The organism is Hydrogenophaga sp. PML113 (assembly GCF_001777155.1).
Taxonomy (GTDB): Bacteria; Pseudomonadota; Gammaproteobacteria; order Burkholderiales; family Burkholderiaceae_C; genus Hydrogenophaga; species Hydrogenophaga borbori.
On sequence record NZ_MIYM01000003.1, the window covers coordinates 58,465 to 83,335 of the forward strand.

Annotated in this window: 18 protein-coding genes and 1 tRNA gene; 10 read left to right on the forward strand and 9 right to left on the reverse strand. The window is 70.8% G+C overall.

The genetic code is table 11. The annotated features are described in order from the left end of the window. Positions 1-29: 29 nt before the first annotated feature. The 3 genes from BHU06_RS06300 to BHU06_RS06310 all read left to right on the forward strand — a co-directional run bounded on the left by BHU06_RS06300 (position 30) and on the right by BHU06_RS06310 (position 2,080). Positions 30-1,148, forward strand: a complete 1,119-nt coding sequence (locus BHU06_RS06300; protein WP_070398318.1) for a YeeE/YedE family protein — start codon at positions 30-32, stop codon at positions 1,146-1,148. Beyond that, on the forward strand, positions 1,145-1,966 hold the full coding sequence (locus BHU06_RS06305) for a ThiF family adenylyltransferase (protein ID WP_083293010.1): 822 nt from the start codon (positions 1,145-1,147) through the stop codon (positions 1,964-1,966). The genes BHU06_RS06300 and BHU06_RS06305 overlap by 4 nt, the downstream gene beginning before the upstream one ends. Positions 1,967-2,004: 38 nt before the next feature. Then, a tRNA-Lys gene (locus BHU06_RS06310) sits at positions 2,005-2,080 on the forward strand. Between the two features lie 95 nt (positions 2,081-2,175). Here BHU06_RS06310 and BHU06_RS06315 read toward each other — a convergent pair. From BHU06_RS06315 to BHU06_RS06350, 8 genes are all read right to left on the reverse strand, one after another. After that, positions 2,176-2,421, reverse strand: coding sequence for a GlsB/YeaQ/YmgE family stress response membrane protein (locus BHU06_RS06315; RefSeq protein ID WP_070398319.1), 246 nt, complete (start codon positions 2,419-2,421; stop codon positions 2,176-2,178). Between the two features lie 82 nt (positions 2,422-2,503). Continuing rightward, positions 2,504-4,462 carry an ABC-F family ATP-binding cassette domain-containing protein gene (locus BHU06_RS06320; RefSeq protein ID WP_070398320.1) on the reverse strand — a complete coding sequence of 653 codons (1,959 nt, stop codon included), beginning with the start codon at positions 4,460-4,462 and terminating at the stop codon, positions 2,504-2,506. Further along, positions 4,459-5,328, reverse strand: coding sequence for a 50S ribosomal protein L3 N(5)-glutamine methyltransferase (prmB, locus tag BHU06_RS06325; RefSeq protein ID WP_139146970.1), 870 nt, complete (start codon positions 5,326-5,328; stop codon positions 4,459-4,461). The genes BHU06_RS06320 and prmB overlap by 4 nt, the downstream gene beginning before the upstream one ends. An 8-nt stretch (positions 5,329-5,336) precedes the next feature. After that, positions 5,337-6,509 (reverse strand): succinyl-diaminopimelate desuccinylase, encoded by a 1,173-nt coding sequence (gene dapE / locus BHU06_RS06330; protein WP_070398321.1) that lies wholly within the window; start codon positions 6,507-6,509, stop codon positions 5,337-5,339. Further along, positions 6,509-7,669, reverse strand: coding sequence for a PilT/PilU family type 4a pilus ATPase (locus BHU06_RS06335; RefSeq protein ID WP_070398716.1), 1,161 nt, complete (start codon positions 7,667-7,669; stop codon positions 6,509-6,511). Before BHU06_RS06335 ends, dapE begins: the two co-directional genes overlap by 1 nt. Before the next feature lie 125 nt (positions 7,670-7,794). Next, positions 7,795-8,628 carry a 2,3,4,5-tetrahydropyridine-2,6-dicarboxylate N-succinyltransferase gene (gene dapD / locus BHU06_RS06340; RefSeq protein ID WP_070398322.1) on the reverse strand — a complete coding sequence of 278 codons (834 nt, stop codon included), beginning with the start codon at positions 8,626-8,628 and terminating at the stop codon, positions 7,795-7,797. Positions 8,629-8,689: 61 nt separating this feature from the next. After that, positions 8,690-9,910, reverse strand: coding sequence for a succinyldiaminopimelate transaminase (dapC, locus tag BHU06_RS06345; protein ID WP_070398323.1), 1,221 nt, complete (start codon positions 9,908-9,910; stop codon positions 8,690-8,692). Between the two features lie 50 nt (positions 9,911-9,960). Next, complete coding sequence (locus BHU06_RS06350) at positions 9,961-10,722, reverse strand: MHYT domain-containing protein (RefSeq protein WP_070398324.1); 762 nt, start codon at positions 10,720-10,722, stop codon at positions 9,961-9,963. Between the two features lie 233 nt (positions 10,723-10,955). Here BHU06_RS06350 and smc point away from each other — a divergent pair, with 233 nt between their 5' ends. The 3 genes from smc to ligA are packed head-to-tail and all read left to right on the forward strand — an operon-like array spanning position 10,956 to position 17,750. After that, complete coding sequence (smc, locus tag BHU06_RS06355) at positions 10,956-14,474, forward strand: chromosome segregation protein SMC (protein WP_070398325.1); 3,519 nt, start codon at positions 10,956-10,958, stop codon at positions 14,472-14,474. A 13-nt stretch (positions 14,475-14,487) separates the two neighbouring features. Then, the gene (locus tag BHU06_RS06360) at positions 14,488-15,645 is read left to right on the forward strand and encodes a cell division protein FtsZ (RefSeq protein ID WP_070398326.1); all 1,158 of its coding nucleotides are present in this window, start codon (positions 14,488-14,490) and stop codon (positions 15,643-15,645) included. A gap of 5 nt (positions 15,646-15,650) precedes the next feature. After that, positions 15,651-17,750, forward strand: coding sequence for an NAD-dependent DNA ligase LigA (gene ligA, locus BHU06_RS06365; RefSeq protein WP_070398327.1), 2,100 nt, complete (start codon positions 15,651-15,653; stop codon positions 17,748-17,750). On the opposite strand, the gene BHU06_RS06370 is transcribed toward ligA, so the two are convergent. Next, positions 17,740-18,057 carry a hypothetical protein gene (locus BHU06_RS06370; RefSeq protein WP_070398328.1) on the reverse strand — a complete coding sequence of 106 codons (318 nt, stop codon included), beginning with the start codon at positions 18,055-18,057 and terminating at the stop codon, positions 17,740-17,742. The two genes, ligA and BHU06_RS06370, sit on opposite strands and share 11 nt — an antisense overlap. A 338-nt stretch (positions 18,058-18,395) precedes the next feature. On the opposite strand from BHU06_RS06370, the gene def reads away from it, so the two are divergent. The 4 genes from def (at position 18,396) to BHU06_RS06390 (ending at position 24,845) form a co-directional block, all read left to right on the forward strand. Beyond that, the gene (def, locus tag BHU06_RS06375; RefSeq protein ID WP_070398717.1) at positions 18,396-18,935 is read left to right on the forward strand and encodes a peptide deformylase; all 540 of its coding nucleotides are present in this window, start codon (positions 18,396-18,398) and stop codon (positions 18,933-18,935) included. A gap of 141 nt (positions 18,936-19,076) precedes the next feature. Beyond that, complete coding sequence (locus BHU06_RS06380) at positions 19,077-20,537, forward strand: efflux transporter outer membrane subunit (RefSeq protein ID WP_070398329.1); 1,461 nt, start codon at positions 19,077-19,079, stop codon at positions 20,535-20,537. Then, positions 20,534-21,658, forward strand: coding sequence for an efflux RND transporter periplasmic adaptor subunit (locus BHU06_RS06385; RefSeq protein WP_070398330.1), 1,125 nt, complete (start codon positions 20,534-20,536; stop codon positions 21,656-21,658). The genes BHU06_RS06380 and BHU06_RS06385 overlap by 4 nt, the downstream gene beginning before the upstream one ends. A 1-nt stretch (position 21,659) precedes the next feature. Then, positions 21,660-24,845 carry an efflux RND transporter permease subunit gene (locus BHU06_RS06390; RefSeq protein WP_070398331.1) on the forward strand — a complete coding sequence of 1,062 codons (3,186 nt, stop codon included), beginning with the start codon at positions 21,660-21,662 and terminating at the stop codon, positions 24,843-24,845. The last annotated feature ends 26 nt before the right edge of the window (positions 24,846-24,871 follow it).

Sequence of the window (24,871 nt, forward strand, 5' to 3'; positions counted from 1 at the left end):
CATGGGGCCGCCCCTACAATCGCGGCCCTATGGACGAACTCGCCACCCTGCAATCCCTGAACCAGACCGTGCTGTGGGCCGCCTTCGGCGTGGCCGCGGTGTTCGGTTTCATCGCCCAGCGCACCCATTTCTGCACCATGGGCGCGATCAGCGACATCGTGAACATGGGCGACTGGACCCGCATGCGCATGTGGGTCATGGCCGTGGGCGTGGCGGCCATCGGCTTTTACGGCATGGGCTGGCTGGGCTGGATCGACACCAGCCAGTCGCTCTACACCGGCAGCCGCTTCCTCTGGCTCTCGGCCCTGGTGGGGGGCTCCCTGTTCGGCTTTGGCATGGTGCTGGCCTCGGGCTGCGGCAGCAAGACGCTGGTGCGCATCGGCGCCGGCAGCCTGAAGTCGCTGGTGGTGTTCTTCGTCATGGGACTGGCCGCGTTCATGACGCTGCGCGGCATCTTCGGCGTGGTGCGCGTCAACACCGTCGACCGCGTGAGCCTTGAGCTGCCGTCGGGCTCGGCGCTGCCCACCTGGGTGGCCAAGGCCCTGGGCATGGAGCCGGGCCTGGTGGGCCTGCTGTGCGCGCTGGTGATCGGCGTCGTGCTGATCGCCTGGTGCCTGCGCAGCGCGGATTTCCGCACCGGCAACAACCTGCTCGCGGGGATCGGCATCGGTCTCACCATCGTGGGCATGTGGTGGGTGAGCGGCCACCTGGGCTTCCTGCCGGAGCACCCGGAAACGTTGGAGCCTGTCTACACGGGCAGCAACAGCGGCCGCATGGAGGCCTTGACCTTCACCGCGCCGATGGCCTACGTGCTCGACTGGTTCATCTTCTTCAGCGACAAGAGCAAGGTGCTGACCTTCGGTGTCGTCACCGTGTTCGGCGTGGTTGCGGGTTCTTTTCTCTGTGCGCTCATCGAGCGCAGCTTCCGCTGGGAAGGCTTCCGCGACACGCGCGACACCGCGCTGCACCTCGTGGGCGCGGCGCTCATGGGTGTGGGGGGGGTCACGGCCCTGGGGTGCACCGTGGGCCAAGGGCTTTCCGGCCTGTCCACGCTCAGCCTCTTGAGTGCCATCGCGGTCGCGGGCATCGTGGGTGGCGCGGTGCTGGGCTTCAAATTCCAGATGTGGTTGCTGGAGCGCGCGGGGTGAATCCGCTGGACGCCGAGCGCTTCGAGCGCCGCTTCGGCGGGCTGCGGCGGCTCTACGGCGTGCAAGGCGCGCAGCGAATCTTCGACGCGCATTGCGTGGTGGCGGGCCTGGGGGGCGTGGGCTCCTGGGCGGCCGAGGCGCTGGCGCGCAGCGGCGTGCGCCGTCTCACATTGATCGACCTCGACCACGTCGCCGAATCCAACATCAACCGCCAGGTGCATGCGTTGGACGCCACGCTGGGCCAGGCCAAGATCGAGGCCCTGCGGGACCGCATCCTGGGCTTTCATCCCGGCATCGAACTGGACCTGGTGGACGACTTCGTGACGCCCGAGAACTGGCCTGGCCTGCTGCAAGGCCAGCGACCCGACGGCCTCATCGACGCCTGCGACCAGGTGCGCGCCAAGACAGCGATGGCTGCCTGGGCCCGCGCCGAGCGGGTGCCATTCGTGGCGGTGGGCGCGGCCGGCGGCAAGCGCCGCGCGGAGGCGGTGCAGCTGGCGGACCTGGCCGAGGTCACGCACGACCCCTTGCTGGCACAACTGCGCTACCGCCTGCGCAAGCACCACGGCGGCGCGCGCCAGGGTCGCATGGACACGGTCTGCGTGTTCAGCCGCGAAGCGGTGGCGCCGCCGGACCCGTCGTGTGGGCTCGATGGTGGCGATGGTTCGCTGAACTGCCACGGCTTCGGCTCGGTGGTCACGGTCACCGCGACCTTCGGCCTGTGCGCCGCGGGCTGGCTGCTCGACACCCTGGCGAACGCATCGCAAGAAAAAAGCGATCGGCCTTCAGAGAGCCATCGAAACCACGCTATAATCTGAGGCTTCGCAGCAAGCGATACGCAAGTTGTGAAGCGTGTGGGACGTTAGCTCAGTTGGTAGAGCAGCGGACTTTTAATCCGTTGGTCGGCAGTTCGAGCCTGCCACGTCCTACCACCAACAGGAAGGCCCTGGTCGTGAGACCAGGGCCTTTTTCTTTGTGCCGCGGCGATGGCCCGCTGCGGCGCCGCGAGGGCCGCGGCGCCAGGGCCTCACTTCTTGAACATGCCCCAGATCACCAGGATCACGATCGCGCCGACCACGGAGGCGATGAAGCCCGCCGCCTGGCCCGGGGCGTACCAGCCCATGGCGGCGCCGAGGTAGCTCGCCAGGAAGGAGCCGGCGATGCCGAGCACGGCCGTCATGATCCAGCCCATGCTGTCGTTGCCGGGCTTGAGCATGCGGGCCACGAAGCCGGCGACGAGACCGATGAGGATGGTGCCGAGAATGGACATCATGGTGTGAGCCTCCTGTGGGATGTTGAACGGACCGCCTCTCGACGGCCCGGACCCACTGTAGCGCGCTTAGGGCACGCGCGGCTCAGGCCTGCTGCGCTTGCTCGATGGCTTCGCTGAGCTCCAGCCAGCGCGCTTCGACGGTCCCGTTCTCGGCCTCCACCACCTTCAGGCGCTTGCCCAGTTCGGCCAGCTTCGCCGGTTCGGGCGCGGCAAGCAGCTCGGCCTCCAGGCGCTCGCGCTCCTGGGCCAACGCGGCCATGCGCTGTTCCACCTGGGCCAGTTCCTTCTTGATCGGACGCAGGCGCTCGGTGAGGGCTTTCTGCCGCTGCGCGTCCGCGCGGCGGTCCTCCGCCGGCGCGGCCACGGGGGCCGGGGCGGGGGCCTCGGCGCGCGCGGCGGCGCGTTGCGCCTCGCGCGCCTGCCGGGCCATCTCGATGAGGTGGCGCTGGTAGTCGTCGAGGTCGCCGTCGAAAGGCGACAGGGCGCCGCGCGAGACCAGCCAGAACTCGTCGCACACGGCGCGCAGCAGGGCCCGGTCGTGGCTCACCAGCATCACCGTGCCCTCGAACTCGTTGAGCGCGATGGACAGGGCCTCGCGCGTGGCCAGGTCGAGGTGGTTGGTGGGTTCGTCGAGCAGCAGCAGGTTGGGGCGCTGCCAGACGATCATGCACAGCACCAGGCGCGCCTTCTCGCCGCCGCTCATGCTGCCCACGGCCTGGAAGACCTGATCGCCGGTGAACTGGAACATGCCGAGGAAGTTGCGCAGGTCCTGCTCGCGCGTGGGCTGGCCGCTCAGGCGGCCTTGCGCGCTGCACTCCTTCACCAACCGCACCATGTGCTCCAGCGGGTTGTCGCGCGGGCTCAGCACGTCGAGTTCCTGCTGCGCGAAGTAGCCGATGTTCAGGCCCTTGCCTTCGGTCACCGTGCCCGCGAGGGGGGCGAGCGTGCGCGCGATGGTCTTGACCACCGTGGACTTGCCCTGGCCGTTGGCGCCCAGGATGCCGATGCGCTGGCCGGCCATCACCGAGCGTTGGATGCCGCGCACGATGGTGATCGGCTCGCCGCCATCGCCGGGGTAGCCCACGTCCACGCCGTCCAGCACCAGCATGGGGTTGGGCAGGCTGGCCGGCTCGCTGAACTCGAAGCTGAACTCGGCGTCGGCCAGCACAGGGGCGATGCGCTCCATGCGCTCAAGCGCCTTCACGCGGCTCTGGGCCTGCTTGGCCTTGCTGGCCTTGGCCTTGAAGCGGTCGATGAATTTCTGCAGGTGCGCGATCTTGTCCTGCTGGCGCGAGAACGCGGCCTGCTGCAGGGCCATCTGCTCGGCGCGCATGTCCTCGAAGCGGCTGTAGTTGCCGCCGTAGCGTTTGAGCTGGGCGTGCTCGATGTGCACGGTCACGTTGGTCACCGCGTCGAGGAACTCACGGTCGTGGCTGATGACGAGCAGCGTGCCGGGGTAACGCGCCAGCCAGGCCTCCAGCCAGACCAGGGCGTCCAGGTCCAGGTGGTTGGTGGGTTCGTCGAGCAGCAGCAGCTCGCTCGGGCACATGAGCGCGCGCGCCAGTTGCAGGCGCATGCGCCAGCCGCCAGAGAAGCTGTTGACCGGGCGATCGAGCTGGTTGGTCTGGAAGCCCAGGCCGAGGATGAGCGCCTGCGCGCGCGCGGTGGCGTCGTGCGCGCCAGCGTCGTTGAGCGCCATGTAGGCATGGGCCATGCGCTCGCCGTCGCCGCTGGCCTCGGCCTCGGCCACCTCGCGCTCGGCCGCGAGCAGGGTGGTGTCGCCTTCGACCACGAAGCGGGTGGCGTCGAGTTCGGTCTCGGGCATGTCCTGCGCGACCTGGGCCAGGCGCCATTGCGCGGGCACGCTGAACTCGCCCTTGTCTTCGTGCAGGTTGCCGTCGAGCAGGCGGAACAGGCTGGACTTGCCGGCGCCGTTGCGGCCCACCAGGCCCACTTTTTCGCCGGGGTTGATGGTGAGCGAGGCGCGGTCGAGCAGCACCTTGGTGCCGCGGCGCAGCACCACATCGCGGACGACGATCATGCGGCCTCCAGTGCGTCGCGGGTGAGCAGCAGCACCTGGTCGTCGCCCGCGCTGGTGCTCAGCCAGACCGGGTTGAGCGCGGGGAAGGCGGCTTCGAAGTGCGCGCGCTCGTGGCCGATCTCCAGCACCAGCACGCCGCGCGGGCTCAGGCGCGCGGGCGCGTCGCGCAGCAGGGCGCGGACGAAGTCCATGCCGTCGGCGCCGCCGGCCAGCGCCAGCGCGGGTTCGGCCCGGAACTCGGGTGGCAGCTCGGCCATGCTGTGCGCGTTCACGTAGGGTGGGTTGCAGAGGATCAGGTCCCAGGGGCCGGGGCAGGCCGCGAGGCCGTCGCTTTCCACGAGCGCGATGCGGTCCGCCAGGCCGTGCCGGTCGACGTTGATGCGCGCGACCTGCAGCGCCTCGGTCGACAGGTCGGCGCCGGTCACGCGCACCTCGGGCCAGGCCAGGGCGGCCAGCACGGCCAGGCTGCCGTTGCCGGTGCACAGGTCCAGCACGCGCACGGTGTCGTCGCTCAGCCAGGGGTCGATGCCTCCGTCGGCGATGAGTTCGGCGATGAAGCTGCGCGGCACGATGGCGCGGCGGTCCACATAAAAGGGCACGCCCTGCAGCCAGGCCTCTTGCGTGAGGTAGGCGGCGGGCTCGCGCGTGGCGATGCGCCGCTCGATCAAGGCATCGACGGCGGCGGCCGCGTCGGCGTCCACGGTGTCGGCGGCGTGTGCGTCGAGGTCGGTGTCGAGCGGCAGGCCCAGGCGCCACAGCACGAGCCAGGCGGCCTCGTCGTGGGCATTGGTGGTGCCGTGGCCATAGGCCAGATTGGCGCTGGCCAGGCGGGCTTCGGCCCGGGCCATCAGTTCTTGCAGGTTCACGGTGGGTGTCAGGCGGTCTGCCGCGCCTGCGCGTGCAGGTGCTGCAGCGTGCGGCGGTAGATCGCGGTGAGGGGTTCGATGTCGGCGAGCTTCACGTGCTCGTTGACCTTGTGGATGGTGGCGTTGGGCGGGCCGAGCTCGATCACCTGCGGGCACACGGCCGCGATGAAGCGGCCGTCGCTGGTGCCGCCGGTGGTGGAGAGCTCGGTCTCGATGCCGGTTTCCTCGCGGATGGCGGCGCGCACGGCGTCGACCAGCGTGCCCGGGGTGGTGAGGAAGGGGCGCCCACCCAGGGTCCAGGCGAGGTCGTGCTCGCTGCCCGCGTGCAGGCCATGGCGCGCCAGGATGTCGACCACCTGCGCCTGCAGCGACTCGGGCGTGCGCTCGGTGCTGAAGCGGAAGTTGAAGTCGATCACCACCGTGCCGGGGATGACGTTGCTCGCGCCGGTGCCGCCATGGATGTTGCTGATCTGCCAGCTGGTGGGCGGGAAGAAGTCATTGCCGCGGTCCCATTCGGTGGCGGCCAGCTCGGCCAGCGCGGGGGCGGCCATGTGGATGGGGTTCTTCGCCAGGTGCGGGTAGGCGATGTGGCCCTGGATGCCTTTGACCGTGAGCTTGCCGCTGAGCGTGCCGCGCCGGCCGTTCTTGATCATGTCGCCGGTGCGCTCGACCGAGGTGGGCTCGCCCACGATGCACCAGTCCAGGCGCTCGCCACGCGCCTTCGCGGCGTTGCAGACCACCACCGTGCCGTCCAGCGCGGGGCCTTCCTCGTCGCTGGTGAGCAGGAAGGCGATGTCGATGGCGGGGTCGGGCTGCTCGGCGAGGAAGCGCTCGCAGGCCACGACCATGGCGGCGATCGAGGTCTTCATGTCGCTCGCGCCGCGGCCGTACAGCGCGCTGTCGCGGTGGCTGGGCACGAAGGGGTCGCTGGCCCAGGCCTCCAGCGGTCCGGTGGGCACCACGTCGGTGTGGCCAGCGAACACCAGCGTGGGCCGCTGGCCGCTGCCGCGTCGCGCCCAGAGGTTGCTGACACGGAAGTCGTCGGGGCCGCTGTCCAGGCGCTCGCACTGGAAGTCGATGGCGCGCAGGCGCGCCGCGATCAGATCGAGGCAGCCCGCGTCGCGCGGGGTGACGGAGGGCAGGGCGATGAGCGCCTCGGCGAGACGCAGGGTATCGGTCATCAGAATTTGACGTCGAGCGTGAACTCGGTGAACGACGGCGCGTCGCTGGCTTCTTCTTCGGCGGCCTCGTAGCCACTGGCGCGGCTGTGCTCGAAATCGTTCTGCAGGCGCCAGAGCAGGTTGTTGGGGGAATCGGCGTGGGCCAGGCCTTCCTCGCGCGTGACGAGGCCTTCGTGGATGAGGCGCGCCAGGTCCTGCTCGAAGGTCTGCGAGCCTTCGGCGAGCGATTTCTCCATCGCCTCGCGCACGCCCGAGAAGTCGGCCTTCTGGATCAGGTCGGCGATCAGCGCCGTGTTGAGCAGCACCTCCATGGCCGGCACGCGCGCGTTGCCCTGCTGGGTGCGCAGCAGGCGCTGCGAGACGATGGCGCGCAGCGCGGCGGCCAGGTCGCCCAGCATGGTGGGGCGCACCTCCACCGGGTAGAAGCTGAGGATGCGGTTGAGCGCGTGGTAGCTGTTGTTGGCGTGCAGCGTGGCCAGCACCAGGTGGCCCGACTGCGCGTAGGCGATGGCCGCCGACATGGTCTCGCGGTCGCGGATCTCGCCGATGAGGATGACGTCGGGCGCCTGGCGCAGCGCGTTTTTCAGCGCCACCTGCAGCGAGGCGGTATCTGGCCCGATCTCGCGCTGGTTCACCACCGACTTGCGGTTGCGGTAGGTGTACTCGATCGGGTCTTCCACCGTGAGAATGTGGCCGCTGACGCGCTCGTTGCGGTGGTCGATCATGGCGGCCAGCGTGGTGCTCTTGCCCGCGCCGGTGGCGCCCACCATCAGGATCAGGCCGCGCTTTTCCATGACCAGGTCGGCCAGCACCGGCGCGACGTTGAGCGTGTCCAGCGCGGGAATGTCGCCCGGCACATAGCGCACCACCACCGCGATGGAGCCGCGCTGGCGCATGGCGCTCACGCGGAAGTTGCCCAGCCCGTCGAGTGGCACGCCCATGTTGAGCTCACCGGTCTCCAGCAGCTCTTCCATGCGCGTGGCGGGAATGATCTCGGCCAGCAGGTTGCGCGGGGCCTCGGGCGGCAGCACCTGGCTGTTGATGGGGATGACCTGGCCGTTGATCTTGATCATCGCCGGCGCGTGCGCCGTGAGGTACACGTCGGAGGCGCGTTTCTCGGCCATCAGGCGCAGGATGCGCTCCATCGTTCCGCTGCTCATGACCATCCTTTCGTCATATGCCCGAGGGGGATCCCCGTCGCGGCACCCCGCGGAACCGGCTGTGCCGGGCCGCAGGGGTGGCCCCCTCGAGGGGGGCGCGCGAAGCGCGGCGGGGGTGTTTCATGTCAGTCGCGCAACAGGTCGTTCAGGCTGGTCTTGGCGCGGGTCTGCGCGTCCACCGTCTTGACGATGACCGCCGCGTAGGTGCTGTAGGCCTTGCCGTCGGCGGTCTGCTTGGGCAGGCCGCCGCTGATGACCACGCTGCCAGCGGGCACGCGGCCGTAGAGGATTTCGCCGGTGTCGCGCTTGAAGATGGGCGTGCTCTGGCCGATGTACACGCCCATGCCCAGCACCGAGTTCTCTTCGACGATGACGCCTTCCACGACTTCGGAGCGCGCGCCGATGAAGCAGTTGTCCTCGATGATGGTCGGGTTGGCCTGCAGGGGCTCGAGCACGCCGCCCAGGCCCACGCCGCCGGAGAGGTGCACGTTCTTGCCGACCTGGGCGCAGCTGCCCACGGTGGCCCAGGTGTCGACCATGGTGCCTTCGTCCACATAGGCGCCGATGTTCACGTAGCTGGGCATGAGGATCGCGCCCTTGGCGACGAAACTGCCGCGGCGGGCCACGGCCGGCGGCACCACGCGCACGCCGGTGGCCTTCATTTCGTCTTCGCTGAGGTGGGCGAACTTGGTCTGCACCTTGTCGAAGAAGCCCAGATCGCCGGCGCGCATGATCTCGTTGTCCTTCAGGCGGAAGGACAGCAGCACGGCTTTCTTGATCCACTGGTTCACCGTCCACTGGCCCACGCCCTGGCGCGTGGCCACGCGCAGGCGGCCCTTGTTGAGTTCGGCGATCACGTGCTCGACCGCATCGCTCACTTCCTTTGGCGCGGCCGACGGCGAGAGCGTGGCGCGGTTGTCCCAGGCGGTGTCGATGATGGCTTGCAGTTGTTGGCTCATGGAAGTGCTGCGTTGAGGTTCAGGGTTTCAGGGAAAGCGGGGGGCGGGGCGGCCGGTGGCGTCAGCCACCGCGGCAGAAGGCGACGATGCGTTGCGCGGCCTCGAGGCATTCGTCGACGCCGGCCACCAGGGCCAGGCGCACCCTGCCGGCGCCGGGGTTGGCGCCTTGCACGGTGCGCGCCAGGTAGCTGCCGGGCAGGGCGGTCACATTGTATTGAGCGAGCAGCTCGCGGGCGAAGGCCTCGTCGGCGCCCAGGCCCGGGGTGTGCGAGGCGAAGCGCTCGGGCACCCCGGCCCACAGGTAGAAGGACGCGTCCGGCAGGGCCACGTCCAGCACCTCGGCCAGCAGCGGGGTGACCTGGGCGAACTTCTCGCGGTACAGGCGGCGGTTCTCCACCACGTGCGCCTCGTCGTTCCAGGCGGCGATGCTGGCGGCCTGCACCACCGGGCTCATGGCGCCGCCGTGGTAGGTGCGGTAGAGCAGGAAGGGCTTGATGAGCGCGGCGTCGCCCGCCACGAAGCCGCTGCGCAGCCCCGGCACGTTGCTGCGCTTGGACAGGCTCGTGAACGCGATCAGGCGGCGGAAGTCGCTGCGGCCCAGCTGCGCGGCGGCCTGCAGGCCGCCCAGGGGCGCCTCGTCGCGGAAGTAGATCTCGCTGTAGCACTCGTCCGAGGCGATGACGAAGCCATGGCGGTCGCTCAGCTCGAACAGGCGGCGCCATTCGTCCAGCGGCATGACCGCGCCGGCCGGGTTGCCGGGCGAGCAGACGTAGATGAGCTGCGTGCGGGCCCAGACCTCATCGGGCACGCTGTCCCAGTCCACCGCGAAGTTGCGCTCGGCCACGCTGGGCACGTAGTGCGGCTGCGCGCCCGCGAGCAGGGTCGCGCCTTCGTAGATTTGGTAGAAGGGATTGGGGCAGAGCACCGTGGCGCCGGGCCGGGTGGGGTCGACCACCACCTGGGCGAAGGCGAACAGCGCCTCGCGCGAGCCGTTGACGGGCAGCAACTGCGTGGCCGAGTCCAGCGCCACGCCATAGCGGCGCCGCACCCAGCCGGCGCAGGCCTCGCGCAGCGCCGGGGTGCCGGCGGTGGCGGGGTAGTTGGACAGGCCCTCGTCCAGCGCGTCGGCCAGGGCGCGCTTGAGGAAGTCGGGGGCGGCGTGCTTGGGTTCGCCGATGCCCAGGCTGATGGGGCGGTGGGCGGGCGAGGGCGTGACGCCCGCGAAGAGCTGGCGCAGCCGCTCGAAGGGGTAGGGCTGCAGCCGCTGGAGCAGGGGGTTCATGGCCGGGGATTATCGGGGGTGCGGGGCATACCCCCGGCCGTCCCCGGCCCTCAGGCGCGCTGCGCGCGCAGGGTGCGTCCGCGCAGGTGCTGGTAGATCTGGTCCAGCGACAGCAGCACCGTGAGCATCACCGTGGTGGCGATCACCAGCAGCGGCAGGCGGAAGGCCGAGATGAAGCCCGCGCCCTGCGGGATCGCGGCGCGTTCGCCGGTGGTGCAGACGAACTCGGCGGCGGCCATGCCGGTGTAGTGCATGGCGCAGACGGCGATGCCCATCACCACCGAGGCCGCCAGGCGGCGCGCCAGGGTCTTGCTGTTGAAGGCCAACCAGAGCGCGGCGGTGGCGGCCACCACGGCGATCAGCATGGAGGCGGCCACCAGGGCCATGTCCCAGGTGATGAAGCCGTAGATCTTCAGGCCGAACATGCCCAGGTAGTGCATGACGACCACGCTCATGCCCAGCAGGAAACCGGCGCTCAGCAGGCGCGTGAAGCTCTCGGGCCGGCGCGCGGCAAAGGCCACCGAGCCGGCCGTGGCCAGGACCGCGGCCACGAGCGAGGTGATCGTTTCCAGCATGGAGTAGCTGCTGCCCACGTCCATCTGCAGGGCCAGCATGCCAATGAAGTGCATGGACCACACGCCCACGCCACCCAGGGCGATGCCGACGGTGAACACGCTGTTCCAGTCCAGCGCGCCGCGGCGGTTGCGCAGGCGGGTGGCGGCGCTCAGGGCCACGAAGGAGCCGATGACGGCGAAGGCGAACGACAGGGCGATGAGGCCGGGGTCCCAGGAGGTGTTGACGATGGTGTTCATGGGCGGGCGCGAAGTGATGACTTGGTTTTCAGAAAGGGCGCCGCCGATTCTGTTGGCATGCTTCCAGTGAAACAAGCTGTTACCCAGCCCCCAAGGCGGCGGGCGTTAAAACGTCCCGTTAAAAACCGCACCCCGCTGCCGTTCAGGGCCCCAATAGCCCCGCAGGTATCATCCCGCGACGGTCCGCCCGCCGGACCGCCGCCTCCCGCCAACGCCGCCTCACCCGGACCGCCGTGCGCCTCAATTCCATCAAGCTTTCCGGCTTCAAGTCCTTCGCCGAACCCACCAACTTCATGCTGCCCGGCCAACTCGTGGGCGTGGTGGGCCCCAACGGTTGCGGCAAGTCCAACATCATGGACGCGGTGCGCTGGGTGTTGGGCGAATCCAAGGCCTCCGAGCTGCGTGGCGAGTCCATGCAGGACGTGATCTTCAACGGCACCACCAGCCGCAAGCAGGCCAGCCGCGCCAGCGTGGAGCTGGTGTTCGACAACAGCGACCACCGCGCCGGCGGCCAATGGGGCCAGTTCACCGAGATCGCCGTCAAGCGCGTGCTGACGCGCGACGGCACCAGCAGCTACTACATCAACAACCAGCCCGTGCGCCGGCGCGACGTGCAGGACGTGTTCCTGGGCACCGGCCTGGGCCCGCGCGCCTACGCCATCATCGGCCAGGGCACCATCAGTCGCATCATCGAGAGCAAGCCCGAGGAGCTGCGCCTGTTCCTGGAGGAGGCCGCCGGCGTCTCCAAATACAAGGAGCGCCGCCGCGAGACCGCGCACCGCCTGGCCGATACGCGCGAGAACCTGACGCGGGTGGAAGACATCCTGCGCGAACTCAACGCCAACCTCGACAAGCTGGAGAAGCAGGCCGAGGTGGCGGCCCAGTACCACGCGCTGAACGCCAGCGCCACGCTCAAGCAGCACCAGCTGTGGTTCCTCAAGCGCGCCGATGCCGAGGCCGAGCAGGCCCGCGTGCAGAAGGACGCCGCCCAGGCCGCGACCGACCTGGAGTCGCGCACGGCCGACCTGCGACGGATCGAAAGCGAGCTGGAGACCATTCGCCAGGCCCACTACGCGGCGGGCGACCAGGTGAACCAGGCCCAGGGCAAGCTTTATGAGGCCAGTGCCGAGGTCGGCAAGCTGGAGGCCGAGATCCGTTTCGTGGTGGAAGGCCGCCAGCGCGTGGAGCAGCGCCTGGCGCAGCTGAAGGAGCAGATCGCCTCCTGGTCCACGCGCAGCCAGGACGCCGCCGTGGAGCTGGAGCAACTGGCCGAGAACATCGTCGGTGCCGAGGAGCAGTCCGTGGTGCTGGCCGCCCAGGGCGAGGAGCAGGCCGGCGCGCTGCCCGCGCTGGACGACGCGCTGCGCGCCGCGCAGGCCCGTTCCGCCGAGCAGCGCACGGCGGTCACCCAGGTGCAGCAGCAGATCCAGGTGCTGGCGGCCGAGCAGCGCAGCATCGAAGAACAGACGCGCGGCTTGAGCCAGCGCCGCGAGCGCCTGGCCGCCGACAAAAACGCCCTGGCCGCGCCCGACGAGGCGCGCGTCAGCGCGGCCCAGCAGGCCATGGCCACGGCCCAGGCCCTGGCCGAGGAAACCGACGCCCGCCTGCACGAGCTGCAGGACAGCGTGCCCCAGCTCGACGACGCGCGCCGCCAGGCGCAGGCGGCGGTGAACGCCGAGTCCGCGAAACAGGCCGACCTGAGCGCGCGCCTGGAGGCCCTGAAGGCCCTGCAAGAGAAGGTGCGCACCGACGGCAAGCTCAAGCCCTGGCTGAGCAAGCACGGGCTCGACGGCCTGCAGGGCCTGTGGAGCCGCATCCATGTGGAGGCCGGCTGGGAGAACGCCCTGGAGGCCGCCCTGCGCGAGCGCCTGGGCGCGCTGGAAGTGTCGCGCCTGGAGATGGTGCGCGCCTTTGCCAGCGACGCGCCGCCCACCCGCCTGGCCTTCTACCAGCCGCCGCCGGCCGGCGCCGCGAACGAGGGCAACGGCGCGCTCAAGCCCCTGGCCAGCTGGCTGCGCCTGAACGACGCCGCCCAGCAGGCCCTGCTGGGCGACTGGCTGCGCGGCTGCTACAGCGCCGCCACGCTGGACGAGGCCCTGGCCCAGCGCGGCCAGTTGCAGCCCGGCGAGACCCTTTATGTCGCCAGCGGCCACGCCGTCAGCGCCCACAGCGTGAGCTTCTACGCGCCCGACAACGAGCAGGCCGGCCTGCTGGCGCGCGCGCAGGAGATCGAGAACCTGGACAAGCAGCTCAAGGCCCAGGCACTGATCGCCGAGCAGGCGCGCTCGGCCCTGGTGCGCGCCGACGCCGCGTTCACCGACGCCTCGCAGCGCCTGGTGGTGGCGCGCCGCGAGGCCGCCGAGGCGCAGAGCCGCTCGCACGAGCTGCAGGTCGAGGCGATGCGCCTGACCCAGCAGGCCGAGCAGACGCGCGCGCGCAGCGAGCAGATCAACGCCGACCTCGCCGAGGTCGACGCCCAGCTCGAAGCCCTGCAGGAGCGCCGCGTGACCGCCGAGGCGCGCTTCGAGGAACTGGACATGCAGCTGGCCGACAGCCAGGAGCGCCACGCCCAGCTCGACGACGCCGTGATCGAGGCCGAGCGCAAGCTCAATCACGCGCGCGAGCAGCAGCGCGCGCTGGAGCGCCAGGCGCAGGAGGCCACCTTCTCGCTGCGCAGCCTGCAGGCGCGCCAGGCCGAGCTGCAGCGTTCCATCGACACCGCCGGCCAGCAGGAACAGTCGCTGGCCGACGAGCAGCGGCGCGCGCAGGACGAGCTCTCGCGCCTGACCGACGCCGCCGCGCAGGCCGGCCTGCAGTCCGCGCTGGCCGCCAAGACCGAGCGCGAACAGGCCCTGGCCGCGCTGCGCAGCCAGTACGACGACCTCACCATGAAGCTGCGCGCCAGCGACGAGCGCCGCCTGCAGCTCGAGCGCGAGCTGGAGCCGCTGCGCAGCCGCATCACCGATTTCCAGCTCAAGGAGCAGGCCGCGCGCCTGGGCGTGGAGCAGTACAGCCAGATGCTCGACGAGGCCGAGGCCGACCGCGCGGCCATCGCGCAGAGCATCACCGAAGGCAATGTGCGCCTGGCCGGCCTGCAGGGCGAGATCGACCGCCTGCACCGCGACATCCAGGCGCTGGGTGCGGTCAACCTCGCCGCGCTGGACGAACTCACCGCCGCGCGCGAGCGCAAGACCTTCCTGGACGCGCAGACCGCCGACCTCAACGAGGCCATCACCACGCTGGAAGACGCGATCAAGAAGATCGACAACGAAACGCGCGAGCTGCTCGGCTCCACCTTCGAGACCGTCAACCAGCACTTCGGCAAGATGTTTCCCGAGCTGTTCGGCGGCGGCAACGCCCGCCTGGTGATGACCGGCGAGGAGATCCTGGACGCCGGCGTGCAGGTGATGGCCCAGCCGCCCGGCAAGAAGAACCAGACCATCCACCTGCTGTCCGGCGGCGAGAAGGCGCTCACCGCCATTGCCCTGGTGTTCGCCATCTTCCAGCTCAACCCCGCGCCGTTCTGCCTGCTGGACGAGGTGGACGCGCCGCTGGACGACGCCAACACCGAGCGCTACGCCAAGCTGGTGAGCGCCATGGCCAAGGAAACGCAGTTCCTCTTCATCAGCCACAACAAGATCGCGATGGAGATGGCCCAGCAGCTCATCGGCGTGACCATGCAGGAGCAGGGCGTCTCGCGCATCGTGGCGGTGGACATGGAGTCGGCCGCCGGGATGATGGAAGCCACTTGAGGAGCCCCGCACCATGAGCAGCCTGCAGATCGGACTGGTCATCGTCGGCGGCCTGGTGCTGGCGGCGGTGGTGGCCTACAACGCCTGGATCACGCGCCAGAGCGCGCCGCGCACGGCGCGCGAGCGCCTGGCGCCGGGCGAGGCGCTCGAACCCGCGCTGGGGCCCCAGGGCGACCCGCTGGCCGAGCGGCGCGAGCCAGGTTTCGGTGACGTCGCGCCGGACGGCGAGGGCGATGCGGTGGTGGCCGAGGCGCCGCGCGAGGGCCTGGACGGCGAGGCCGCCAGCCCGGTCGGCGGCGACGAGGGGCCGATCGAGCCCACCCTGGCCCCGCTGCCCGAGCGCCGCCCCGGCCCCGCGCTGGACGCGCTGATCGACGTCATCGCGCCGCTGGCGCTGGAGCACGAGGTGTCGGGTGAGGCCGTGCTGGCGGCGCTGCCCGCCACGCGGCGCGTGGGCAGCAAGCCCTTCGCGGTGGAAGGCCTCAACGCGCAGAGCGGCGAGTGGGAGGTGGCGCGGCCGCACCAGCGCTACCGGGCGCTGCAGGCCGGCGTGCAACTGGCCAACCGCGCCGGCCCGCTCAACGACATCGAGTTCTCCGAGTTCGTGGTGAAGGCCCAGGCCTTCGCCGACGCCGTGGGCGCCAGCCCCGATTTCCCCGACATGCGGGCCGAGGTGGCGCGCGCGCGTGAACTCGACGCCTTCGCCAGCGGCCACGACGCCCAGCTCGGCTTCACCCTGCGCGCGCGCCGCGCGGCCTGGAGCCCGGGCTATGTCTCGCAGCACGCGGGGCGCCTTGGCTTCGTGGCGGGCACGCTGCCCGGCCGCATGGTGCTGCCGGCCAGCCAGCCGGGCCAGCCGCCGCTACTGGCCCTGGCCTACGACTCCCAGGCCGCCATGGCCGACGACCCCGAGCAGAGCGCGCTGCGCGAGATCACCCTCTCGCTGGAGGTGACGCACGTTGCGCGCGGCGAGTTGCCCTTCGCGCGCCTGCGCCAGGCCGCCCAGGCCCTCGTCGAGGCCATGGACGGCGTCGTCACCGACGACACCGGCGCGCCGCTGCCGGCCGAGGCCATGGACCAGATCGGCTCGGACCTGGAAGGCCTGTACGACGCGCTCGACGAACGCGACCTCGCCGCCGGCTCGCCGCAGGCGCGCCGCTTGTTCTCCTAGACCCCATGACCGCCGATATGTTTGCCGAGCCGACGCCCCCCGCGTCGGCCGCCGAGCGCGCCGCCGAGCTGCGCGCGCTGCTGCACCACCACGCCCACCTGTACTACACGCTGGACGCGCCGAAGATCCCCGACGCCGAGTACGACCGCCTGTTCCAGGAACTGCAGGCGATCGAGGCGCGGCACCCCGAACTGCTGACACCCGACTCGCCCACGCAGCGGGTGGGCGGCGCCGTGCTGAAGGAACTGGCGCCCGTGCGCCACGCGGTGCCCATGCTCAGCATCCGCACCGAGACCGACACCGAGGCCAGCGGCGCCGCCGCCTTCGACGCGCGCGTGCGCCGCGAGCTGGGCCTGGCCGAGTCCGACCCGCCGGTGGAGTACCTGGCCGAACTCAAGTTCGATGGCCTGGCCATGAGCCTGCGCTACGAGCGCGGCGTGCTGGTGCGCGCCGCCACGCGCGGCGACGGCGAGACCGGCGAGGACGTGACGCACAACGTGCGCACCATCAAGCAGATTCCCTTGAAGCTTCCCGACGGCGTGCCCGAGGTGCTCGAGGTGCGCGGCGAGGTCTACATGCGCCGCGACCAGTTCGAGGCCCTGAACGAGCGCCAGCGCGAGAAGATCGCCCAGGGCGCCAAGGGCGAAAAGACCTTCGTGAACCCGCGCAACGCCGCCGCCGGGGCCGTGCGCCAGCTCGACTCGCGCATCGCGCGCGAGCGGCCCCTGAGCTTCTTCGCCTACTCCTGGGGCGAGGTGCTCGGCGATCCGCACCCGCCCGCCAGCCAGTACGACTGGCTCATGCGCCTGAAGGCCTGGGGCTTCCCCGTGGCCGAGCAGACGGCCGTGTGCCGCGGCGCCGACGAGCTGGTGGCCTTCCACCGCCGCATCGGCGAGCGGCGCGACGCGCTGCCCTACGACATCGATGGCGTGGTCTACAAGGTCAACAGCCTGGAGACGCAGAAGCGCCTGGGCTTCGTCACCCGCGAGCCGCGCTGGGCCGTGGCGCACAAGTACCCGGCGCAGGAGCAGCTCACCACGGTGCACGCCATCGACGTGCAGGTGGGCCGCACCGGCAAGCTGACGCCCGTGGCCAAGCTCGCGCCGGTGTTCGTGGGCGGCGTCACCGTCACCAACGCCACCCTGCACAACGAGATGGAGGCGCGCCGCAAGGACGTGCGCGTGGGCGACACGGTCATCGTGCGCCGCGCGGGCGACGTCATTCCCGAGGTGGTCTCGGTGCTGGTGGACAAGCGCGTCGGCGACCCGCCGCCGTTCACCATGCCCAGCCACTGCCCGGTGTGCGGCAGCGCCGCCGTGCGCGAGGAAGGCGAGGCCGACCACCGCTGCACCGGCGGCCTGTTCTGCGCCGCCCAGCGCAAGCAGGCCATCCTGCACTATGCGCAGCGCCGCGCGGTCGACATCGAGGGCCTGGGCGACAAGCTGGTCGAGCAGCTGGTGGACAGCGGGCTCATCAAGACCCTGCCGGACCTGTACAAGCTCGGCCTCACCGCGCTCGCGGGCCTGGAGCGCATGGCCGACAAATCGGCGCAGAACGTGCTGGACGCCTTGAACAAGCGCCGCGAGACCACGCTGCCGCGCCTGCTCTTCGGCCTGGGCATCCGCCACGTGGGCGAGGCCACGGCCAAGGACCTCGCGCGCCACTTCGGCGGGCTGGACCGCATCATGGACGCCAGCGTGGACGAGCTGCTGCAGGTCAACGACGTGGGCCCGGTGGTGGCGCAGAGCATCCGCACCTTCTTCGAGCAGCCGCACAACCGCGAGGTGGTGGAACAGCTGCGCGCGGCCGGCGTGCACTGGCCCGAGAACGAGGGCGAGCACAACACCCCGCAGCCCCTGCTGGGCAAGACCTTCGTGCTCACGGGCAGTTTCCCCACGCTCAAGCGCGAGGACGCCAAGGCCCTGCTCGAGGCGGCCGGCGCCAAGGTGGCCGGCTCGGTGAGCAAGAAGACCGACTATGTGGTGGCCGGCGAGGAGGCCGGCAGCAAGCTGGACAAGGCCCGCGAGCTGGGCGTGGCGGTGATCGACGAGGCGGCGATGCTGGCACTGCTGGCCACGCCGGCACAGGACCCGCCTACGGCTTGAACCGGTAGTGGTCCCGGTTGAGCACCGCCGCGATGGCCGTGACCTCTTCGGGAAACAGCTGCAGGTTCAGCCGCGTGCTGCAGTTCTCCACCATGCCGCGCAACAGGCCGGCGTTGTTGATGCGGCCCTGGGGGCGGTAGATGGCGCTGCCGTCGCCACCCACCTGCTTCACATGGCATTGGGCGCATTGGTTGTCGGCCAGCAGCTTTTCGCCCAGCGCGAGGTCGGCGTCTTTGAAGATGGCGGCGCCCTGGGCATGGGCGAGCGCCGGCAGCGCGAGGACAAGGGCGGGTAGCAGGGGCTTCATGGCGTGGTTCCGTGGGGTCGATCGGCCGACCTTCGCCCATGGCGCGGCCCCCGTCAAGCTCACGGACCACCCCGGCCCATGGCGAAGGAGCGCTGGCCGGGGTGTTCGGCCCGCCGCCCGAGACGCCGCCACCGGCCCCCGGCGCCAGCAAGGCGGCGCTGAATGCGGTTCAATGGATGGGGGTTGTCTGCCGGAACCGAATGCGCCGCGTCAAGGCTTGCACTCGGCTGTAGCTGACCCCTGGTGCGCCGTCTGGCCCGATGCGCCGAGGCATTGCCCATTTCCACCCCTCCAACGGGCCCCGCGCCCAATGGCCCCGTTGCTTGTTCGTCATTGCCATGACCATTCATGCCATCCTGAAAATGGGCGATCCGCGCCTGCTGCGCCACGCCCAGCCCGTCACCGCCTTCGACACGCCCGAGCTGCACCGGCTGGTGGCCGACCTCAAGGACACCATGGCCGACGCCAACGGCGCGGGCCTGGCGGCGCCGCAGATCGGCGTGGACCTGCAGGTTGTCATCTTTGGCAGCGGCGCGCCCAACCCGCGCTACCCGGACGCGCCGGTGGTTCCGCGCACCACGCTGATCAATCCGGTCATCACGCCTTTGGGCGACGAAGAGGAAGAGGGCTGGGAAGGTTGCCTGTCGGTGCCCGGGCTGCGCGGCGTGGTGCCGCGCTGGCGGCGCATCCGCTACCAGGGCTTCGACGAATTCGGGCAGGCGATCGTGCGCGAGGCCGAGGGCTTTCATGCGCGCGTGGTGCAGCACGAGTGCGACCACCTCTGGGGCACGCTGTACCCCATGCGGGTGCGCGACTTCCGCCGCTTCGGCTTCACCGAGGTGCTGTTCCCGGGGCTGGACGCCAGTGACGACGACTGAGCGCGGCGCGGGCGCGCACAGGCGCCACCCGCCGCGCAAACGCTGTTACGCCATTGAAATGATTTGAAATGTTCAGGCCTGAGCTTCGACTAGAGTCTCGGCGCCAAGAACAACACTCAGGGGGGCATCCCCTTTCGCACCATGAAGCGACTGCTCGTGGCGCTGGCCGCTGGCGCCCTGCTGGGCGCGTGCAGCGTGGGCCGGCCACCGACCGAAGTACCCGTCGACCTGCCTGAGCGCTGGATGGCGCCGCCGCTGGCGCACCAGGGCAGTACCCAGGCGCTGGGCGACTGGTGGGCCCGTTTCGACGACCCGGTGCTCAGCGACTGGATCGCACGCGCCCAGCGCCACAGCCCCGACATCGCGTCCGCCCGGGCCCAGGTGTTCGCGGCGCGCGCCGCGCTGGCCGGCGCCGAGGCGCAGGGCCGCCCCCAGGCGAATGCGGTGGCCATCGCCAGCCGGGGCCGCACCGACGTGAACACGCCCCTGGGCACCACGTTGAGCGCGGGGGTGGAGGCCTCCTGGGCCGTGGGCCTGTGGGGCGAGGGCCAGGGGCGCGTGGACAGCGCGCAGGCCCAACAGGACGCCGCCGGCGCGCGCTGGCACGAGGCCCGCGTGTTGGTCGCCTCCGAGGTGGCGCAGCTCTATTTCGGCCAGCGCCTGTGCCGCGAACAACTGACCGTGGCCCTGAACGACCGCGATTCGCGCCGCGTCACGGCCGACAGCAACGAGGTGACCGAGCGCGCCGGCCTCACCGCGCCCGCCGTGGCGGCGCTGGCGCGCGCCAGTGCCGCCGAGGGCGTGGCGCGCTGGCGCAGCCAGGACGCCCTGTGCGAGCGCCAGGTCAAGTCCATCGCCGCCATCACCGCCCAGCCCGAAGCGGACGTGCGCGCCCAGCTCGGCGGCGCGCCCGACCTCAAGGCCTGGCTCGCCTCCGGCCGGGTCGAGCGGCTGCTGGGCGTGAACGCCGTGCCGGCCGAGGTGCTGCGCCAGCGTCCCGACGTGTACCGCGCCCAGCGCGAGCTGGTGGCCGCCAGCGAGGACGTGGGCGTGGCCCGCGCCGCGCTGCGCCCGGGCCTCACGCTGCAGGGCAGCGTGCTGCGCAACCACTTCTCGGGCGGCGGCCTGGACTTCGCCGCCAATTCCTGGTCCATCGGCCCCATCACCCTGAGCCTGCCCTTGTTGGGGCGCGGCGCCCTGCACGCCAGCGCGGACAGCGCCCAGGCGCGCTACGAGGCCGCCGCCATGGCCTACGCGCGCACGCTGCGCCAGGCCGTGGCCGAGGTGGAGCAGTCGCTGGTCACGCTCTCGGGCCTGAGCGAGCGCCTGGCCGCCACCGAGACCGCGGTGGCCGGCTACAGCCGTTCCTTCGAGGCCACCGAGGCGCGCTACCGCGTGGGCTTCGCCAACCTCAGCGAGCTGGAAGAGGCGCGCCGCCTCAAGCTCAGCGCCGACAGCAGCGCCGTGGCCCTGCAGCAGGAGCGAATGGACGCCTGGCTGCAGCTCTACGTCGCCCTGGGCGGCGGCTTCGATCCCGCCGCGATCCCCGCCACCTACACCGGTGATGCCCTGAATCCCAACGCCTCGAACGACGTCCGATGAACGCCACTTCCCATCCCCGGCGCCGCTGGTTCTGGCCCCTGGCCGCGCTTGCCCTGCTCATCCTCGCCCTGGCCGCCTGGCTGCTGCTGCGCCCATCCGCCGAAGCCCCGGCCGCCGACCCGAAAGCCGCGGGCGACCAGCCCCGGCCCGCGCTCACCGTCACCGTGGCCCAGCCGCAGCGCGAGTCGATGCCCATCCGCCTGCAGGCCAACGGCAACATCGCCGCCTGGCAAGAGGCCAGCGTGGGCGCCGAGGTGAACGGCCTGCGCCTGTCCACCGTGAACGTGAACGTGGGCGACGCCGTGCGCAAGGGCCAGGTGCTGGCCGAGTTCGTGCGCGAGACCACCCAGGCCGACACCCTGCAGGCGCGCGCCAGCCTGATGCAGGCCGAGGCCAGCTACCAGAACGCCAAGGCCGACGCCGACCGCGCGCGCGCCATCGAGAACACCGGCGCGCTCTCGAAGTCGCAGGTGGCGCAGTACCTCACGCAGGAGAAGGTGGCGTTGGCGCAATGGGAGGCCGCCAAGGCGGCTCTCGGCGCCACCGAGGTGCGACTGGGCAACACCCGCGTGCTGGCGCCCGACGACGGCGTGATCTCCGCCCGCGCGGCCACCGTGGGCGCCGTGGTGGGCGCGGGCCAGGAGCTGTTCCGCCTGGTGCGCCAGGGCCGCCTGGAGTGGCGCGGCGAGGTCACGCCCAGCGAGGTGGACCGCGTGAAGATCGGCCAGTCCGTGGCGGTGACGGCCGCCACCGGCCGCGAGGTGCAGGGCAAGGTGCGGGCCATCGCGCCCAGCGCCGACCCGCAGACGCGCAACATCCTGGTCTTCGTGGACCTGCCGCGCCACGCCGAGCTCAAGGCCGGCACCTTCGCGCACGGCGCCTTCGACCTGGGGCAGAGCGAGGCGCTGACCGTGCCCAGCCAGTCTGTGGTGGTGCGCGACGGCAGCAACTACGTCTTCGCGATCGACGCGCAGAGCCGCGCCAGCCAGCTCAAGGTGCGCACCGGCCGCCGCGTGGGCGAACGCGTGGAAGTGCTCGAAGGCCTGCAGGCCGGGGCATCCGTGGCGGTGCAGGGCGCGGGTTTCCTGAACGAAGGTGACCTGGTGAAAGTGGTGCAGTGACATGAACGTCTCCGCCTGGTCGATCCGCAACCCCATTCCGGCGGCGATGCTGTTCGTCATGCTGACGCTGGCGGGCCTGTTCTCCTTCAAACAGATGAAGGTGCAGAACTTCCCGGACCTGGACCTGCCCACCATCACCGTGGTGGCGGCCCTGCCGGGTGCCTCGCCCAACCAGCTCGAGAACGACGTCGCGCGCATCATCGAAAACAGCCTGGCCTCGCTGCAGGGGCTCAAGCACATCTACACCAAGGTGCAGGACGGCACGGTCTCGCTCACCGTGGAGTTCCGCATCGAGAAGGACACCCAGCAGGCGCTGGACGACGTGCGCTCGGCCGTGGCCAAGGTGCGCAGCGAACTGCCCACCGACCTGCGCGACCCCATCGTCAACAAGGTGGAGCTGGCCGGCGGCGCGGTGCTGGCCTTCACGGTCGCGTCCGACAAGATGGACGCCGAGGCCTTGTCCTGGTTCGTGGACAACGACGTCTCCAAGCTGCTGTTGTCCGTGCCCGGCGTGGGCGCGGTCAACCGCGTGGGCGGGGTGGACCGCGAGGTGCAGGTGCTGCTGGACCCGCTCAAGCTGCAGGCCCTGGGCACCACGGCCACCGACGTGTCGCGCCAGCTGGCGCGCGTGCAGATCGAAAGCGCCGGCGGCCGGGTGGACCTGGGCGGCAGCCAGCAGCCGTTGCGCACGCTGTCGCAGCTGGCCTCGGCCGAGGCGCTGGCGGGCATGCAGGTGGCGCTGAGCGACGGCCGCTACATCCGCCTGGACCAGATCGCCGAGGTGCGCGACACCGTGGCCGACCCCACGGCCGCCGCCTTCCTGAACGGCAAGCCCGTGGTGGGTTTTGAGGTGGCGCGCAGCCGCGGTGCCGGCGAGATCGAGGTGGGCGACGGCGTGCGCGCCAAGCTGGAGCAACTGCGCGCCGCCCGGCCCGACCTGCACATCACCGAGTCCTTCGACTTCGTCACGCCGGTGAAGGAGGAGTTCGACGCCTCCATGACCCTGCTGTACGAAGGCGCCCTGCTGGCGGTGCTGGTGGTCTGGCTGTTCCTGCGCGATGTCCGCGCCACCGTGGTTTCGGCCGTGGCGCTGCCGCTGTCGGCCATCCCGGCCTTCATCGGCATGTACGCCATGGGCTTCACCATCAACGTGGTGACGCTGCTGGCCATGTCGCTGGTGATCGGCATCCTGGTGGACGACGCGATCGTCGAGGTCGAGAACATCGTGCGCCACATGCGCATGGGCAAGACGCCGTACCAGGCCGCCATGGAGGCGGCCGACGAAATCGGCCTGGCCGTCATCGCCACCACCTTCACGCTGATCGCGGTGTTCCTGCCCACGGCCTTCATGGCGGGCATCCCGGGCAAGTTCTTCAAGCAGTTCGGCTGGACGGCCGCGCTGGCGGTGTTCGCCTCGCTGGTGGTGGCGCGCGCGCTCACGCCCATGATGGCGGCCTACCTGCTCAAGCCCGTGGTGATGGCCAAGGAGATGCCGCGCTGGGCGGCCTCCAACGCCCTCACGCGCGGCCTCTGGCGCTGGGCGCACAACCAGGACGAGCCGGCTTGGGTGGACACCTACCAGAACTGGGCGCGCTGGTGCATCCGCCACCGCTGGCTCACCAGCCTGGGCGCCGGTCTGTTCTTCATCGGCTCGCTGATGCTGATCCCGCTGCTGCCGCAGGGCTTCGTGCCGCCCGACGACAACTCGCAGACCCAGGTCTTCCTGGAGCTGCCGCCCGGCGCCACGTTAGAGCAGACCGTGGCCACGGCCGAGCGCGCGCGCCAGCTGGTGGCGGCGGTGCCGCACGTGCGCTCGGTCTACACCACCATCGGCTCGGGCACGGCCGGCACCGATCCGTTCGCGCCGCAGGGCGCGGCGGAGTCGCGCAAGGCCGCGCTCACCATCCAGCTCGACCCGCGCGGCCAGCGCCCGCGCAAGCAGGGCATCGAAAACCAGATCCGCGACGCCATGTCCAACCTGCCCGGCGTGCGCAGCAAGGTGGGCCTGGGCGGCTCGGGCGAGAAGTACATCCTGACCCTGACCGGCAGCGACGCGCACGCCATGACCACCGCCGCGCGCGCGGTCGAGCGCGACCTGCGCACCGTGCGCGGCGTGGGCAGCATCCAGTCCACCGCCGCGCTGGTGCGCACCGAGATCATCGTCACGCCCGACCTGGCGCGCGCCGCCGAGCTCGGCGTGACCAGCTCGGCCATCGCCGAGACGCTGCGCATCGCCACCGTGGGCGACTACGACAACCTGCTGCCCAAGATGAACCTGCCGCAGCGGCAGATCCCCATCGTGGTCAAGCTCGACGTCGGCGCGCGCCACGACCTGGACGTGCTGCGCCGCCTGGCCGTGCCCGGCGCCAAAGGGCCGGTGATGCTGGGCCAGGTGGCCTCGCTCGAGTTCGGCGGCGGCCCGGCGGTGATCGACCGCTACGACCGCTCGCGCAACATCAACTTCGAGGTCGAACTCGCGGGCATCGCGCTGGGCGACATGAAGGCGGCGGTGGAGAAGCTGCCCAGCCTGCGCAACCTGCCGCCGGGCGTGTCGGTGCTGGAGGTGGGCGATGCCGAGGTGCAGGGCGAGCTGTTCGCCAGCTTCGGCCTGGCCATGCTCACCGGCGTGCTGTGCATCTACATCGTGCTGGTGCTGTTGTTCAAGGCCTTCCTGCACCCCATGACCATCCTGGCGGCGCTGCCGCTGTCGCTGGGCGGGGCCTTCGTGGCGCTGCTGATCGCCAACAAGAGCTTCTCCATGCCCTCGCTGATCGGCCTGATCATGCTGATGGGCGTGGCGACGAAGAACTCCATCCTGCTGGTGGAATACGCCATCGAGGCGCGGCGCGCGCACGGCCTGTCGCGGCTGGACGCCATCCTGGACGCCTGCCACAAGCGCGCGCGGCCGATCGTGATGACCACGATCGCCATGGGCGCGGGCATGCTGCCCATCGCGATCGGCTGGGGCGAGGCGGACGGCAGCTTCCGCTCACCGATGGCGGTGGCGGTGATCGGCGGGCTCATCACCTCGACCTTCCTGAGCCTGCTGGTGATCCCGGCGGTGTTCACCATCGTCGACGACGTGGCGCTCTGGTTCGCGAGGCTGTTCCACCGGCGCGATGCCTCGATGCCGGCGGTCCCGCCGCCGGGCGCGGCCCCACCGGCGGCGGGGCACCCGACGTCCTGAAGGCGCCTGGCGCGGCCCGAGCACAA

Bases quoted from the DNA above. Each gene is read 5' to 3' on its own strand.
- BHU06_RS06385 (WP_070398330.1), top strand. From the start codon at position 20,534: ATGAACGCCACTTCCCATCCCCGGCGCCGCTGGTTCTGGCCCCTGGCC.
- dapD (WP_070398322.1), bottom strand. From the start codon at position 8,628: ATGAGCCAACAACTGCAAGCCATCATCGACACCGCCTGGGACAACCGC.
- BHU06_RS06335 (WP_070398716.1), bottom strand. From the start codon at position 7,669: ATGAGCAGCGGAACGATGGAGCGCATCCTGCGCCTGATGGCCGAGAAA.
- BHU06_RS06350 (WP_070398324.1), bottom strand. From the start codon at position 10,722: ATGAACACCATCGTCAACACCTCCTGGGACCCCGGCCTCATCGCCCTG.
- BHU06_RS06370 (WP_070398328.1), bottom strand. From the start codon at position 18,057: ATGAAGCCCCTGCTACCCGCCCTTGTCCTCGCGCTGCCGGCGCTCGCC.
- BHU06_RS06315 (WP_070398319.1), bottom strand. From the start codon at position 2,421: ATGATGTCCATTCTCGGCACCATCCTCATCGGTCTCGTCGCCGGCTTC.
- BHU06_RS06320 (WP_070398320.1), bottom strand. From the start codon at position 4,462: ATGATCGTCGTCCGCGATGTGGTGCTGCGCCGCGGCACCAAGGTGCTG.
- dapE (WP_070398321.1), bottom strand. From the start codon at position 6,509: ATGACCGATACCCTGCGTCTCGCCGAGGCGCTCATCGCCCTGCCCTCC.
- ligA (WP_070398327.1), top strand. From the start codon at position 15,651: ATGACCGCCGATATGTTTGCCGAGCCGACGCCCCCCGCGTCGGCCGCC.
- def (WP_070398717.1), top strand. From the start codon at position 18,396: ATGACCATTCATGCCATCCTGAAAATGGGCGATCCGCGCCTGCTGCGC.
- BHU06_RS06380 (WP_070398329.1), top strand. From the start codon at position 19,077: ATGAAGCGACTGCTCGTGGCGCTGGCCGCTGGCGCCCTGCTGGGCGCG.
- dapC (WP_070398323.1), bottom strand. From the start codon at position 9,910: ATGAACCCCCTGCTCCAGCGGCTGCAGCCCTACCCCTTCGAGCGGCTG.
- BHU06_RS06360 (WP_070398326.1), top strand. From the start codon at position 14,488: ATGAGCAGCCTGCAGATCGGACTGGTCATCGTCGGCGGCCTGGTGCTG.
- BHU06_RS06300 (WP_070398318.1), top strand. From the start codon at position 30: ATGGACGAACTCGCCACCCTGCAATCCCTGAACCAGACCGTGCTGTGG.
- BHU06_RS06390 (WP_070398331.1), top strand. From the start codon at position 21,660: ATGAACGTCTCCGCCTGGTCGATCCGCAACCCCATTCCGGCGGCGATG.